13 protein-coding genes are annotated in these 15,036 nt (G+C 34.1%); 3 read left to right on the top strand and 10 right to left on the bottom strand.

All coding sequences use genetic code 11. The annotated features are described in order from the left end of the window. Nucleotides 1-4 precede the first annotated feature (4 nt). Genes SB773_RS12495 through SB773_RS12485 form a run of 3 tightly spaced genes read right to left on the bottom strand, consistent with a single transcriptional unit; the run spans nt 5 to nt 2,657 of the window. Nucleotides 5-667, bottom strand: a complete 663-nt coding sequence (locus tag SB773_RS12495) for a CoA transferase subunit B (RefSeq protein WP_410590183.1) — start codon at nt 665-667, stop codon at nt 5-7. Beyond that, complete coding sequence (atoD, locus tag SB773_RS12490) at nt 652-1,350, bottom strand: acetate CoA-transferase subunit alpha (RefSeq protein WP_002085805.1); 699 nt, start codon at nt 1,348-1,350, stop codon at nt 652-654. Before atoD ends, SB773_RS12495 begins: the two co-directional genes overlap by 16 nt. Continuing rightward, the gene (locus SB773_RS12485) at nt 1,347-2,657 is read right to left on the bottom strand and encodes an aspartate aminotransferase family protein (RefSeq protein ID WP_033708325.1); all 1,311 of its coding nucleotides are present in this window, start codon (nt 2,655-2,657) and stop codon (nt 1,347-1,349) included. Before SB773_RS12485 ends, atoD begins: the two co-directional genes overlap by 4 nt. An 801-nt stretch (nt 2,658-3,458) precedes the next feature. On the opposite strand from SB773_RS12485, the gene SB773_RS12480 reads away from it, so the two are divergent. Then, nucleotides 3,459-4,208, top strand: coding sequence for a DUF4397 domain-containing protein (locus SB773_RS12480; RefSeq protein WP_410590180.1), 750 nt, complete (start codon nt 3,459-3,461; stop codon nt 4,206-4,208). 33 nt (nt 4,209-4,241) lie between these two features. Here the strand turns inward: SB773_RS12480 and SB773_RS12475 are convergent, their stop codons facing one another. After that, complete coding sequence (locus SB773_RS12475; protein WP_002031784.1) at nt 4,242-5,375, bottom strand: BA2291 family sporulation histidine kinase; 1,134 nt, start codon at nt 5,373-5,375, stop codon at nt 4,242-4,244. Between the two features lie 240 nt (nt 5,376-5,615). Between SB773_RS12475 and SB773_RS12470 the strand changes: the two genes are divergently transcribed. After that, nucleotides 5,616-6,008: a YueI family protein gene (locus SB773_RS12470; protein WP_002085811.1), complete on the top strand. Its 393-nt coding sequence runs from the start codon at nt 5,616-5,618 to the stop codon at nt 6,006-6,008. 120 nt (nt 6,009-6,128) lie between these two features. Here SB773_RS12470 and SB773_RS12465 read toward each other — a convergent pair whose 3' ends face one another. Both SB773_RS12465 and SB773_RS12460 read right to left on the bottom strand, forming a co-directional pair. After that, the gene (locus SB773_RS12465) at nt 6,129-7,553 is read right to left on the bottom strand and encodes an aldehyde dehydrogenase family protein (RefSeq protein WP_410590177.1); all 1,425 of its coding nucleotides are present in this window, start codon (nt 7,551-7,553) and stop codon (nt 6,129-6,131) included. 143 nt (nt 7,554-7,696) lie between these two features. Beyond that, nucleotides 7,697-9,052: a hemolysin family protein gene (locus SB773_RS12460; RefSeq protein WP_410590175.1), complete on the bottom strand. Its 1,356-nt coding sequence runs from the start codon at nt 9,050-9,052 to the stop codon at nt 7,697-7,699. 363 nt (nt 9,053-9,415) lie between these two features. Between SB773_RS12460 and racA the strand changes: the two genes are divergently transcribed. After that, complete coding sequence (gene racA, locus SB773_RS12455) at nt 9,416-9,958, top strand: chromosome-anchoring protein RacA (protein ID WP_002012665.1); 543 nt, start codon at nt 9,416-9,418, stop codon at nt 9,956-9,958. 101 nt (nt 9,959-10,059) lie between these two features. On the opposite strand, the gene SB773_RS12450 is transcribed toward racA, so the two are convergent. The 4 genes from SB773_RS12450 to SB773_RS12435 all read right to left on the bottom strand — a co-directional run bounded on the left by SB773_RS12450 (nt 10,060) and on the right by SB773_RS12435 (nt 14,999). Then, nucleotides 10,060-10,656, bottom strand: a complete 597-nt coding sequence (locus SB773_RS12450; protein ID WP_002085820.1) for a hypothetical protein — start codon at nt 10,654-10,656, stop codon at nt 10,060-10,062. Nucleotides 10,657-10,973: 317 nt separating this feature from the next. Then, nucleotides 10,974-12,824, bottom strand: a complete 1,851-nt coding sequence (locus SB773_RS12445; RefSeq protein WP_002165879.1) for a hypothetical protein — start codon at nt 12,822-12,824, stop codon at nt 10,974-10,976. After that, nucleotides 12,814-14,631 carry an AAA family ATPase gene (locus SB773_RS12440; RefSeq protein ID WP_410590172.1) on the bottom strand — a complete coding sequence of 606 codons (1,818 nt, stop codon included), beginning with the start codon at nt 14,629-14,631 and terminating at the stop codon, nt 12,814-12,816. Before SB773_RS12440 ends, SB773_RS12445 begins: the two co-directional genes overlap by 11 nt. A 107-nt stretch (nt 14,632-14,738) precedes the next feature. After that, nucleotides 14,739-14,999, bottom strand: a complete 261-nt coding sequence (locus SB773_RS12435) for a hypothetical protein (RefSeq protein WP_002085825.1) — start codon at nt 14,997-14,999, stop codon at nt 14,739-14,741. Nucleotides 15,000-15,036: the final 37 nt, after the last annotated feature.

Raw genomic sequence — 15,036 nt, 5'->3', positions numbered from 1 at the left:
CCCCTCATTCAATTACTAGTAAATTTGAGCTTATATGAAAATCAGCTGTCGCATGTCGTTTTACATCTTCTACAGTATATGGACTCATTAATTCTTGTAAGACAAGTCCTCTTTGGGTCACTTCCATGACAGCCATGTCTGTAATAATTAAATCTACACATTTTTTCGAAGTTAATGGCAATGTACATTCCGAAACAATCTTTGCATTTCCGTATTTATCAACATGATTCATCACAACAACGACCCGCTTCGCTTTTTGCGCTAAATCCATCGCTCCTCCAATACCTGGAACGCGTTTTCCTGGTACAATCCAGTTCGCTAAATCACCATTTTCACTTACTTGTAACGAACCAAGTATCGTAACATCAAGTAATCCTTTTCGAATCATGCCAAACGCCATGCAGCTATCAAAATAACTTGCTCCTGTAATAAGAGATGTTGGTAAACCAGCTGCGTTACATAAATTCTCATCTTCATTCCCTTTACTTGGCGTTGGTCCCATACCAACAATACCGTTTTCCGCATGAAACATAACATTCATATCTTCTGGCAAATGATTCGGTACAAGCGATGGAATTCCAATACCTAAATTTACAAGCATACCATTCTGAATTTCTTTCGCTGCACGTCTTGCAATCTTATCTCTTACTTCTACGCCCATACCCATTTCCAATTCACTCCTTCCGATGGCACGATATAATTTACAAATACACCTGGGACGACAATTTCTTCTGGATCTAAACTTCCAAGTGGAACAATTTCTTCTGCTTCTACAATCGTTATGTCACCAGCCATAGCTACGTGTGGATTCATATTACGAGCGCTTTTATCAAATACAAGATTGCCAAACGGATCCGCTTTTTTCGCATATACAATTGCGACTTCAGCCGTTAAAGCTGTTTCAACTAAATATGTCTTTCCATTCATTTCAACTGTACGCTTTCCTTCTTCTACAATCGTATCAACACCAACGTCAACTAAAATACCACCAAGCCCTACACCACCAGCACGAATACGCTCTGCGAGTGTTCCTTGCGGAGAGAATTCAATTTGCAATCTTCCTTCATTTAATTGTCTTCCCGCATTTGGATTTGACCCAATATGAGAAGTAACTAAAGATTTAACCCTTTCATTCGTAACAAGACGACCGATTCCTACATCAGGAAATCCAGTATCATTTCCTATTAAATTTAAATTTGTAATGCCTTTATCTAAAACAGCTTGAATTAAAGATGGAGGGGATCCGATTCCTCCAAATCCCCCAAACATTAATGTCATATCATCATGGAACAAAGAAATTACTTCCTCTATTTCTTTTAATTTACCGAATGTATTTGTAATAGTTGTCATGCGATACTATGCCCTCCTTTTTGCATCATCTCTTCCACGCTCTTTACAAAAATTGAAAGTAATTCATCTAACTCGGAATATGTAGTTGTCATTGGTGGTGCAACAAGCAGTGCACTATCCTCTTTTCCTGCTTGCCCTGAAACAGCTTGGTATAAGAGCAGTCCATTTTTAGCAGCAACTGAAATAAGCTCCGACGCTTTTGTAAACGGTTGCAATTCTATTCCAATTAGCAATCCTTTTCCACGCACATCGGCAATGATTGTCGATTGTTGCTGAACTTTCTGCAAACCTTTTAATAAATACTCTCCCTTTTCTGCTGTTTTTTCAGGTAAATTATGTTTCTCCATATATTCAATAACAGCTAAAGCCGTTGCTGCAGACAATGGATTTGCACTAAGCGTATGCCCGCTCATTACAGAACGTGATCCACGTAAAATTGGCTCCATAACACGGTCACTTACAACTGTTGCTGCCATTGGTGTATAACCCGCTCCTAGCCCCTTACCAAGGGTCATAATATCCGGTTCTACACCCCAGTGCTCCATCGCAAACCATGCACCAGTACGACCAAGTCCAGTCATTACTTCATCCGCAATAAATAATATATCGTAATGACTACAAATATCTTTAATTACTTTATAGTATTCTTTCGGCGGGACAACCGCTCCTCCAGCAGCTCCGATAATCGGTTCAGCAATAAAAGCTGCAATATGTTCTGCACCAATTCGATCAATCGCTCTTTCTAGTTCAGTCGCACAAGAAAGTTGACATGTTGGATATACCTTTTGTACAGGACATCTAAAACAGTATGGAGCAGGAATAGTCGGATAATCTTCCAAAATAGAAACGAAACGTTGTCTGCGCAGTGGATGCCCAGACATAGATAAAGCTCCCATTGTAATCCCGTGATAGCTCATCCACCGTGACAAAATTTTATGTTTCCCTTGAATGCCACGCTCCTGAAAATGCTGAATTGCGATTTTCATAGCTGTTTCATTTGCTTCCGTACCACTATTCACAAAAAAGCTCCAGTTCAAATCTCCTACACATAAATCACTTAACTTCTTCGCTAATTTTTCAGCTGGTTCACTCGTAAACTGTGATCTATAAACGAAAGCGATCTCCTCTGCTTGTTTTTTAATAACTTCTGCTATCTCTGCTACGCCATGTCCAATACCTGCCGTAATCGCTCCAGACGAACCATCAAAATATTTATTTCCGTTTTGATCATACAAATACACACCTTTTCCATGTGAAATCATCGGATACGGCTGACCAACAAGTGGTTTAATTAAGTAATCGCGCATAGCGCTCCCCCATTTCTCCAATTTGTATATGTATATGAAGAAAATTGACGTTTCTTTCATAAAAAAGAATCCTCTGCAAAAGCAGTGAATTTATCAAAAAACTATTATAAAATATACAAATGACTGCTAAATATTATTTTAAAAACAGAAAATTCAGAACTTAAAATGAAGACCAACCTTACCTTTACGCTTAAATACCCCTTCCTGATTTAAGATAACAGCAAATTGAATATTTTTTTAATATAATATCAACTTCCCTCAATTGCTGACATTGTGTAAACTTCGACGGAACTCCCGTTATTCTCCTTCCTATTATCCTACTTTATATTGCATATTTTCAAACAAAATTCGACATTTTACTTCGCCTCATTTATCTTAACTATTTCTTAACAAATAGTACCACCTGTTTAGAACAATAAAAAAAGAACCGATTAACCACATTAATCAGTTCGGCACGACGCTCTTTTATCGGTATTACCTTATCCAACGCATCACTAAAATTAATAGAAATACTCATAATACAAATCCATAATTCGTCCCACAGCCTATAGCACCAAATCCTCCATAACTTCATTCCCAATAACTATGGGGATATCCCCATCCCAATGGTTCCACTCCTTCCTTCAAAGTCAAACTACCTTTCCTTTATAATTTATGTAGGACAATTATCGATTTGTATGTGTGTTTGCCTATAAATAAAAAAATCCCCATTTTAACTTTTCCTTCTAGAAAGGCAAGTTTTTTGCATAACCTCTTTCTAGCTTCGCATATATTTGTAATGATGATAAAGGAGGAATGTTCATGACTCAATCCGAAATTGAAAAATACGGCCAAGAAGCTGCACGTTACGAACAGCTCGCTCGTTACTATCAATATAGCAATCCTAAAAGATATGTAGAACTCTATATGAAATACTATGATGCAATTACAAAACTTGTACAAGCATATGAAAAGAGAGATTCACAAGAAGCGACTTTACCGTCACATATGAGAATCTTCCACACAGCTCCCCATACACCAGCAGTTGATATTATAGTAAACGGACAAAAGGTTATTAAAAATATTTCTTTTAAACAATTCAGTCCGTATTTATCATTAGTGCAAGGTAAATACCGTATTGATATTGTCCCTGTCGGAAACGAAACTCCAATATTTTCAGCATTAGTACCAATAATGGGAAATCACACTTATACCCTTGCAGCGGTCAATAGCGATAATCATCTCCAATTACAACCCATTCTTGATAATACTCATTTACCATCTGGTCAAGCAAAAATACGGTTTGCACATTTTTCACCAGACACTCCAGTTGTAAATGTAAATTTAAAAGATGGGGATCATTTATTTGAAAATGTACTCTTTAAGCAAATAACAGATTTTTTACAAGTTAGCCCTGGTACAGCAGATATTGAAGTTTCACTTGCTGATACAAAAAAAGTACTATTAACCATTCCAAAATTCAACGTTGAACCAAATACAATTTACACAATTTCAATAGTTGGTTATTCAACTGAGGATCCAAAATTAGAGACCGTTATACTTACAAATTAAAACAGTCTACACCATTCGCATGGTGTAGACTGTTTACTTTTGAAACGTAATTTGAAATTCTGTCCAATCGTTATCCGAACGACACAATATGGATCCTTTATGTTTTTCTACAATTTGTTTACATACAAATAGTCCAATACCAGTTCCTAGCTTTTTAGTAGTTACAAATGGCTCAAAAATGGTCTCTACATTGTCTGCTGGAATCATAGGTCCATTATTTTTTATAACAATGCGAACAGCCTGATCCTCTTCAAATACATCAATGATAATTTTCCGCTCTTCTTTCACCGATTCAAGAGCATCAATCGAATTCATTAAAATATTTAAAACTACTTGCTTCACTTCACTCCGGTAACCAACGAGTGGAATAGGATACGGCAAATTCTTTTCAATCAAAACATTTGCATTAACTAAACTTGGATATAAGAATTGTATAATATCTTGAAATAAGTCATTTACCAAAAAACGTTCAGATTCATTCCACATTTCTTTTTTCGATACAAGTAAAAATTGCGAAATCCTAAAATTTAATTGATCTAATTCATGTGAAATAATATCTAAATACGATAGATTAGGGTGATCTGTCTTCAATAACTTTACAAATCCCATAATCGAAGTTAGCGGATTACGAAATTCATGTACAAAACTAGCCGACATTTGCCCTAGAATCGTAAGCCTTTCTTTATGTGTTTCATTTATATATTGCTGTTTTTCTTCTAAATTCCTCGATATAATTTCTGAGTATTTTAAAACGGTATAATAAATTAATTTGTCAAAACAAGTATGTATTTTGGCCATAATCGGTTTCAGTTCACGAGCGCTTACATCCAATTCGCACATTGCTTCAAAAAGTTCATTTCTTCCCACATTTGCATTGTAAACAAAATCTCCAATATTCGCATCTGCCCCTGCACGCTCAATGGCAATTTTCTCACATAATGGCTGAAGATAATTAATGTCTTTATCTTCCATAATAAGTTCGATAATTAACTCTAATAAATTCGCTCCATTTTGAACTACCTCTTGTTTAAATGGATCTTTTTCGGAAATTATCATTTTGTTTTTCCAGTTCTCTACGAATTGGTGCCTGTTGTTTTTCAAGTGCGAACAAAATACTTCTTTAATATCCTTATCGATTGGAAAAACCTCCATTCCCTCCATTTCCATACGACGAATACCCTTTATATTTTGAATATTAACACAAAAAATACATTTCGTTAATAGATTGTTGTCACATTTTGTTAATTTCTGTTGATAAAATTTATTTTTCCTTTCTTATTTAAATAAGTTTTATTCATATATCCCTTTTCTCTTCTCATTTTTTTAATTATTTTCCTGTTCAAAACTACTTTTTTTTGCATCCTTTTTAATTCTTGCGTACAATAAGAAGTGAAAGGTGTGAAAAATATGGTAAATAAAAATGTGGAAGACTATCTCCAAGAAGGCATATATGGCCAAAAGCAAAACAAACCAGAAGAACGTAATATGTACTTAACTACATTACGTGAGCGTGTAGAAATCGCTTTAACAATCGGTCAAGTAATGCAAAGTAATGTGTATACAGAAGTAACGGGTAACATACGTTCTTCTCAATCATTACAACTATTCCTAAATGGAAGCATTGCTTACCCACATTTATCAAAATACATTAAATTAGCAACTGAAAAAAATATTCCTTTTACAATTGTTCAAAATAAAGGTACTGAAACACCAATCGGTTTAGTACTCTCTCATAGCACTGCTGTAGATAAAGAACATATTTATGTCGAAGATGATATTTTCAAACAAGAAATGAAGTAAAAGGTACACTTGATTAAATGAAATCGTTCCGAGAAACGTAAAACAAACAATAAAAAACGAGTATGGAATCGTAAACATTTCCTGCTCGTTTTTTATTGCGGTGTTTAAGCTCGAGCTACTTTATTTTTTAATACACACTAATTTCATTTCTGTCATTTCTTCTATTGCATATTTAATCCCTTCACGGCCTGTGCCACTCTCTTTCACACCGCCATAAGGCATATGATCTACTCTGAACGTTGGAATATCATTAATCATGACACCACCGACTTCTAATTCATCAATTGCACGCATTGCTTTACATAGATTGTTTGTAAATACACCTGCTTGTAATCCATAACGTGAATTATTTACTTGTTCTAAAGCCTCATCAAATTCTTTAAATGTATTTACAGTCATAAGTGGACCAAATACTTCTTGGCACTGAACAGATACATAATCTGGAACATTTGTTAATACAGTTGGTTCAAAAATCCTTGCATCACGTTTGTTACCACCGTATACAACATTAGCTCCTTCCTTAACTGCCTCTTCCACCCATGAATTTATACGTTCTACATCTTTTTTTGAAATAAGTGCTGATACATCTGTTTCTTCATGAAGCGGGTCTCCTACTACAACGTTTTCCATTGCTTTCGTTAATTTTGTAATAAACTCTTCCATTTTGCGTTCATGCACAAAAACACGTTGTACTGAAATACAAACTTGTCCATTATTCACAAACGCGCCCCATTTTACACGTTCAATTATTTCGTCTGTCAATTCAACATCTTCATCAATAATTACTGCAGCGTTCGATCCTAATTCTAACGTCACTCGTTTCAATCCGGCTTTTTCCTTAATTCCAATACCTACTTTCGGACTTCCTGTAAAAGTAATACTAGCAACGTTCTCATCTTTTACTAATGCCTCACCTACAACAGATCCAGGTCCAGAAATTATATTGAAAGCTCCCTTTGGTAAACCCGCTTCTTCAAATAATTCTACCAATGCATACGAAGAAAGTGGCGTTTGGTCGGCAGGCTTTAGCACAATAGTATTTCCAGCCGCAATTGCTGGGCCTACCTTGTGTGCTACTAAATTAAGTGGAAAATTAAACGGTGTAATAGCACCAATAACCCCGATTGGTTGTCGAATTGTATACGCTATACGGCCACCTGCTCCTGGTGTAGCATCTAATGGTAACGTCTCACCATATATTCGCTTCGCTTCTTCAGCTGCAAACTTATATGTTTGAACAGTGCGATCTACTTCTCCACGTGCAGCACGAATTGGTTTTGCAGCTTCTTTTGCGATAATCTCTGCAAACTCTTCTCTTCTCTCATCCATTTTTTGTGCAACCTTTTCTAATATAGTTGCACGGTCGTATGCGGATAATTTTTTCATTTCTTTCATTGCATTTTTGGCCGAAACTATTGCTTCCTTAACGTCATCTTCTGTACCTTGCGCAATCTCCGCTAATGTTTCTTCAGAATATGGTGCATACAATGGTTTATACGTCTCTACTGATTTCCATACCCCATTTATATATAAATGTTTTTTCATAGTGGTTCTCCTTCCGAATATACGTATACAATAATACATTTCATTTATTTCACCTGGTGAAAGGTCTGACTTGTGTAATTGTATCATAGCCCTAATACATCAAAAAACATTTTGCTCAAAAAAACTCTGCTACAAAGCAGAGTTTACGAACTAATTTGTTCTTGGAGCGAAATCTTTTTTTCATCTCCTACAATAACAATCGATTCTGAAGGTTTCGTTACTTCTAATCTCTTAATATAGTGTCCATCTAATTTTTTCACGCAAAATTTATAATTTTCAATCTCAATGGTATCACCCTCGGAAATCTCAATATTTTTTGTTAGGATCCAACCGCCAATCGTATCGACATCATCGTCGTCAATAGTCAAACCTAATAATGCGTTTACTTCACTAACAAGTACTTTTCCCTCTAAAATCGTTTTCGTCTCACTAACTTGTTGGATTTCCGGTTGTTCATCAGTATCGAACTCATCTTGAATATCCCCTACAATTTCTTCTAAAATATCTTCAACGGTTACAAGACCTGATGTACCACCATATTCATCAATTAATATAGCGATATGTGTTCTTTCTCTTTGCATTTTTAAAAATAGATCATGAATCGGGATAGATTCAATAACTAAAATAATTGGCCTAATATATTGCTCCACTGTCTTTTCACTAACAACTCGGTGCTTCACAAAATCTGTAAATATATCTTTAAAATTCACAAAGCCTATTACATGGTCCTTATCACCATCAACAACCGGATACCTCGTATATTTTTCATGGGACATTTTTTGTAAAGCCTCTTCAGCAGGCATTTCTTTATTTAAAATATTCATCTCTGTTCGTGGTACCATTATTTCTTTCGCAATACGATCATCAAATTCAAATATTTTATTCACATACTTATATTCAGATTGATTAATCTCACCATTTTTATAACTTTCTGAAACTAACAACCGCAATTCTTCTTCTGAATGCACTTCCTCATGCCCTTTTGGTGGTTTCAACCCAAGAAACTTTGTAATTAACCGAGCTGATCCATTTAAAATCCAAATGAATGGGAATGCAATACGATAAAACAAAATGAGTGGCTTAGCAACAAAGAAACTCACTTGTTCTGCTTTTTGAATCGCAAATGTTTTTGGAGCTAACTCTCCTACTACCACATGGAAAAATGTGATAAACAAAAATACTAAAATTATAGCTAAAATGTCTGCGAGTTGAGTAGGGACGTTCCAATTTGCAAACAACACATCAAACATGTGCTTTAGCGCAGGTTTACCAGACCACCCAATCCCAAGAGCTGTAACAGTTATTCCTAATTGACAAGCTGATAAATATTCGTCTAAGTTTGTAATGATTGTTTTGACAGATATTGCACGATTATTTCCTTTTGCAATTAAATAGTCAATTCGTGAACTCCTCACTTTAACAATTGCAAATTCTGCTGCAACGAAAAATGCCGTTAAGGCAATTAAAACAATCACTATACTTATACTATATATGTCCAAATACTTTTCCTTACTTACAGTGTAAGCAAGGAAGCCACCTCCTACTTAAATTTATTCAAGTGAAGTAAGCATTCTTATACTCTAATAAAATTCTACATTAGTAACCACCTTTTTATATATTATATGCATACATAAAAAAGATATTTATAATTATGATAATCTAATTAGCTTATTATCGTCAAACCATAATAAGCCCAATTTTCCGATAACTAAAAATGATTTATATAAATAGTATGTGCTAAACAGCTGAACTTCGTGAAAAAACACTTTCTTTGCCGATTCCACACTTCTTTTGTCACACCTGAAGGGAACTTGCTACATAACTAGAAATCATTCAACAGGATATATATAGGAGGGATTATTTTGGAATATAAAACACCATTTATCGCAAAGAAATTAGGTGTTAGCCCAAAGGCTGTTGTCCGGATTGCACAACAATTAAATCTTACGATTAAAAAAAATAAATATGGTCATTTTATTTTCACACAAGGTGATTTAGATCTAATGTTAGAATACCATCGCTCTCAAATGGACCAGCCTCAAAACTCTCAAACTACTCAAAAACCATCTTCAAATGATGTAGAAAAATTAAAAACTCAAGTAAACACAATTGTTCAAAACACATCATCGAATGATTTTGAGCAATTAACAGCTCAATTTACCACAATTACGAGAAGACTAGATCGAATGGAAGAACAAATGCAAGATAAAGCAAATGATGTCGTTACATACCAACTTTTACAACATCGCCGCGAAATAGAGGAAATGTTAGAACGAATTCAAAAACTAGAAGCTGCCCTAAAAAAAGAAGAACCAATATACATTACTCCTGATGCAAAACCAACATATGAAAGAGAAAAGAAACCGAAGCGTCGTAAAATGATTTTTAGTATATTTGGACTATAATATTTTAGACCCTTATTCTGAGAATAAGGGTCTACTTTTTGTATGAAAACAGATGCCCGTAATAAGTAACTCTTCTTCATACTATACATATTCATATATTTTCATTTTGTTAACATAATATTTTTACTGTATTCTGCAATAAGTGCCTGCGCATGAGCATTCCCTTGAATAATATCACGGAATTCTTTCAAAGAATACAGATGTGTAGCCCCTTTTCGAGCATGAATTCGCACTGGTACACCTTGTAAAGTATCATGAAACTGGAATGGACTATCTATCGGTTCGATTGGAAAACCGAGTGTAAGTAAATACATATACATTCTTTTTGTAACTGCTGCAATATACCATTCCGCTTTCGTCTCTAACGCATGCATAAATAAAATAGCTGCTAGCCTTTTGAAATGTCCTCTCCCCCGAGACGTTTTCGCAATACTTAACTTTCCTATTTCATACACATTTTTCAAATCTTTCACTAAATCATTTTTAGAAAACGGATAGAAAAACTCAGAATTTGATTGTTCAGGTACTGTAAACTTAATACATTCTACTGTACCAATATGATGTTCATCTTCTATTAATAAAAATCGTGATGGATTTAAATTACGTTCTACAAACATTAAGTTTCTTTCTTCACAAAAATCTCCCCACAGTTGCTCGAACCAAAAATGCTCTTCCTTTGTTTGAACACGCTGGAACATATTTAACCGCCTTTCCCATCGCCGCTCTGTTTTTGATAACGCTTTCACCTACTATCATATAAGAACAAATCTTCGTATGCAACTAAAAATATTTGTGTCTTATTATATTCTGCAAAATGAATTAAATTCCTATTTATTACTCATTCATACACATGTAAAAACTCTTAATTCCCCATACTGTTACAAACATAAAAAGATCCAATTACTCTAATAAAAAAGTGATAATCACTATCAAGTTCGAACCGTATAATGTGTCTTTCCGTACTGCATATAATTCTTCTTAACCTAAAGAAATCCTTCATTAAAAAGGATTTCTTTTACATTTTATTACTTTTTAACCATTTCTCGAAAATTTGAATCATCCCATGCTTCCCAGCCAACTTCTCTTCTCCTTGTTTCGTTTTATATGGATATAGTTGTAAAAACACTCCACATCCAGATTCAATTTTTTTACTATGCATATGGCTACCTGGATATACACAAATCACTTCATAAATCGCTCTTCGCTTAAAAATTCGTTTACCATTCTGTTCTTCTACATACTTAATAGACCAGTATTTATACATTTGCTCCGTTGCTTTCGTATTACCGACAGGCTGAAAAATATTGTACATAGGGCTGTATTTCACTTCGATAATAATAGAAGATTTATATACATACTTCTCTTCTTCCTTTACATAACAATCTAAACGAATATCCGGCTTCTTTGTGTCCTCTCCGTTATAAAAATTACTTCCTTTGCTTAGTGCAATAAGAGGGTGTGTTTCAATTAAATCATTAAACGCGACGTGCACTTTTATATCATCTCGATGTAAAATCACTGTCGTTCCATCTTGTAATCCGTCTAAATAAAAATGTTCTTGTATTTGTTCACGAATAGGATTCTTATCTTCAAATCCGATTTGTTCTAATATAGAAATAACGATAAAAAAAGCGTAATACTCATACACTAAAAACGTTGGTTTATATACGAATAATAAAGATGGGGGTTGCTCCGTATGTTGCGGTAACAATTCTAAATGGTGGATTAATTGTTGATGCGGTATAGATAAAGTGTTCGAATTAATGGTAGCTGTTTCAGAAACTTCCCTCCAAAATGGAGAATATAATAAATTTCGAAAGTATTGCACACTTTCATATACGATATGAGCTAATATTTTATATTCTTGTATTTTCACAGAACTTTTCCGTAAATCTGCTTCTTTCAGTAAATGTAGATTTCTATATTTTTGTTTTTCCCTATCCGTCACGGATCCATTTCGTTCAATCGTTTTCATAATTGTTTTAACAGCTTGAAATTCATCTGACTTTTTCTTCTTTTCTCCTTCTAGTATTTCAATAGTTTTACGTACAAAAATTTCTGCTTCAAGTAAATAATAATAGAATTGCATCGTTTTAAATTTAAGAAATGCATTTTCAATACTATTTTTTTGCTCCTTAAATTTACGGTTGTAATATTTCGCATAAAGCTTTCTTTCTGTCATAATGGCAGTTTTTCTCGTTGTCTTCCGCGCTTTCGTTTCCCATTCATATTCGTGTACAAATTCCGCATTCGATTCTACTTTTTTAAAAATTTGTTTTATTCTTTTCATTTTTTGTGGCAACTTTCTTAACAATACCAAATAAGAAGAATCTTCAATATCGCTAAGTGCTGAGAAAGTTTTCTTGTAATAACCTCTATCTAAAATTAACTCGTTTAAAATTGACTTCACATAATCTTGAATCATTTCAAATTGGTCATCAAAAAAGTTTTTAGGAACCACTTGAAACGCACCATAATAAGTTTTATCTTCTATACGCACTTCAAAATGGTATAAGCCACAGCGCCACGGATAAAAAAATTCAGTTTTTCCATGTTCATACACTAATACTCTTTGTTTTTTTTCATTTAATTCATATTGTGACTCTTTTATATTCTTTTGTCCCTCATATACTTTATTCCATATGAATGTAATATCCATTGGATTTTGATAATGGAAATGTAATTTCAGTGGTTTTAATTCCTGTACTTTATAAATACATTGAACTAATGCTGTAGTAGACGTACAAAGCCGGTTTAAAAGGATAAAATCGCCTTTCCCCTCAGTACCAATAATTAGCTTCAATACAAACGGGAGCGTTTCTTTCGTATCGACGATTGCTGTTTCATAACGCTCCTCATTTTGCATAGCCATACAGCTCCAGTTCTCTACGCTTTTGTCTTATATAAGCTAAAGAATGTTCAAATGTAGATACACGATTTGCAAGCGGAGACTGTAAAAGTGGTATCAATGTCGCTCCCCTTTTTGCTTCTTCAGAAAGTAGAGGGCCCACTGTCATTTCTGTCCCCCTTAATTTCGTTAATACACGCTGCTTTATTTGCAAATCAAAACCTTCTTCCCTGCTAATCATATAGGACTGATTATTTTGGAACGGTATATTTTGCAAATACGTAGCGATTGCGCTTGCACATCGGAAAGAAATTCCTTTTGATATATCGTGTGATGATAATACATCATGTAACTTATCCAATAACTCTAATTCCTCTTCAGTATACACTTCGATCATCTCTTTATTTCTAAACCAATTGAGTCGAAATTCTCCCGTTGTTACTTTCAGCGGGGGTTGCTGAACAACTTTCTCATGTTCTATACTCATCTCGCAAAACGGAATTTTTTGTAATGTAATCAAATTTGTTCGATCTAATAATCGATCGGAAAGCTCTTTCGTCGTTTCATCAAAATTTACAGTGCCTACGAAAATAATATTCTCACCAATTTCCACTGAAGGTGGAATTTGATTTTCTATTTCTTGTACTTTCTCATACAAACTCAAAATACGATTTTTCTTTTCAAGTTGAAGAACGGATAGAAACGGAGTAAACCAATGCTCAATATGTGACATGTTCATTTCATCGAACACAATTATATACAATTGATTTGGATTTTCTTTAGCCTTTAACAATGTCCGAACTAACTTCGTTTCACTTTCAATAAAATTACCATTCGGATGAAGGTAACCGAGAATATCATGTGGTTCTTGATACGATGGTGAAATCGGAATCCAAATTAATTCTTCCCCATAACGTAAACCAAGTGATTCTGCATAAGCTTGCACAAAGCGTGATTTCCCAACACCTGGTATACCACCAACAATTGTTAACATATTGGTTTTAATACTAATGTGAAAATTATATATATCTGTATCATCCAAATATAACCCTTTATTACGAACCATACTTTGTACATACTGCAAAAAAGAGGATTCACGCTCATCCCATTCCCAGTCATCCTTTTGCATTTTAATATCTTCTACTTCAACTAACTTACCTTCTTCAGCAATTCGTTTATTTAGTTGGTCATACACATTTTCACTTACAAAATATAAATGATCATCTACTACTATTTCTACATGTTTCATCCAATCGTTTATTTCAATATATTTGCATTCTTTTCTTTGCTCAAAATATGAAATTGAACTTATCGATGATTTTAACGATAAATTTCCATATAGCCTTCCTTCATGCCACAATAATTCTGGAGGCTCAAAGTCTTTTGGTAATTTAGGCATAAGAAATGATAAATAACCGTTGCTTAACTTCCGTTCCAAAGACGCTCTCTTTTTATAATTTGAGACCTTTGGTGAAGGAATCAATTTATATGAAGATGCTATTTCCCGAGGCTCTTCTGTGCATATTAATTCCAGAAATAAATTTCCACGATCATAATAAAGACGAAACATAACCAGTTGCTTTTCTAATTTATGCTTCTTTAAATCAGTAAAGATTTTTTCATTCTTTTTATTACTGCATAATCCTTCAAACAAATATTTTCCAGTCGGAAATAACTCTTGTAAAGTTAAAGGTATTGAAGAAAGACATTGTACAAAGAAATTTTCTCCATTCTTCTCTCCCTCAGCTTTTGCAAACTTCCCAATAAACCTCATATAATACATTCGCTTTATAAAACTTGGATGAAGAGCTTTATGTAATTTCAACGTAGTCACCTTCTTTTTTTCATACTATTCTTATTGTATGAACTACAATCTAAAACTAGAAATAAAAAACCTGACGTCATCCGTCAGGTTCAAAATTAAAACGTATATTAATGAGAAGGAAATGCTTTTTTTTCTTGTAAAATGGCATTATGAGCGATTTTCATTTTAGCAAGTACGTACCGTAATCGATCTTCGGCATTTTCATCTTTATTTTGCTGCAAACTCGCCAAATTCTCTACAGAACTCGCTAAATTTTCAATCACGCCTCGAAGTTCAGGATGATGATTAAAAAAAGATTCTTGTACTAATACTTTCCTTAAATCACTAGCTAAATCCATAATTCTAGACAACTGTTCTTTTTCTTCCATTTTCATCCCTCCTGAATATCTTATGTATTAAATATTC

Source organism: Bacillus sp. SIMBA_074, from assembly GCF_046534555.1.
GTDB classification, from domain to species: Bacteria; Bacillota; Bacilli; order Bacillales; family Bacillaceae_G; genus Bacillus_A; species Bacillus_A mycoides.
The sequence above is the reverse complement of the archived record's forward strand: the minus strand, read 5'-3'. Positions and strand labels throughout refer to the sequence as shown.

Bases quoted from the DNA above. Each gene is read 5' to 3' on its own strand.
- SB773_RS12495 (WP_410590183.1), bottom strand. From the start codon at position 667: ATGGGTATGGGCGTAGAAGTAAGAGATAAGATTGCAAGACGTGCAGCG.
- atoD (WP_002085805.1), bottom strand. From the start codon at position 1,350: ATGACAACTATTACAAATACATTCGGTAAATTAAAAGAAATAGAGGAA.
- SB773_RS12485 (WP_033708325.1), bottom strand. From the start codon at position 2,657: ATGCGCGATTACTTAATTAAACCACTTGTTGGTCAGCCGTATCCGATG.
- SB773_RS12480 (WP_410590180.1), top strand. From the start codon at position 3,459: ATGACTCAATCCGAAATTGAAAAATACGGCCAAGAAGCTGCACGTTAC.
- SB773_RS12475 (WP_002031784.1), bottom strand. From the start codon at position 5,375: ATGGAAATGGAGGGAATGGAGGTTTTTCCAATCGATAAGGATATTAAA.
- SB773_RS12470 (WP_002085811.1), top strand. From the start codon at position 5,616: ATGGTAAATAAAAATGTGGAAGACTATCTCCAAGAAGGCATATATGGC.
- SB773_RS12465 (WP_410590177.1), bottom strand. From the start codon at position 7,553: ATGAAAAAACATTTATATATAAATGGGGTATGGAAATCAGTAGAGACG.
- SB773_RS12450 (WP_002085820.1), bottom strand. From the start codon at position 10,656: ATGTTCCAGCGTGTTCAAACAAAGGAAGAGCATTTTTGGTTCGAGCAA.
- SB773_RS12445 (WP_002165879.1), bottom strand. From the start codon at position 12,824: ATGCAAAATGAGGAGCGTTATGAAACAGCAATCGTCGATACGAAAGAA.
- SB773_RS12435 (WP_002085825.1), bottom strand. From the start codon at position 14,999: ATGGAAGAAAAAGAACAGTTGTCTAGAATTATGGATTTAGCTAGTGAT.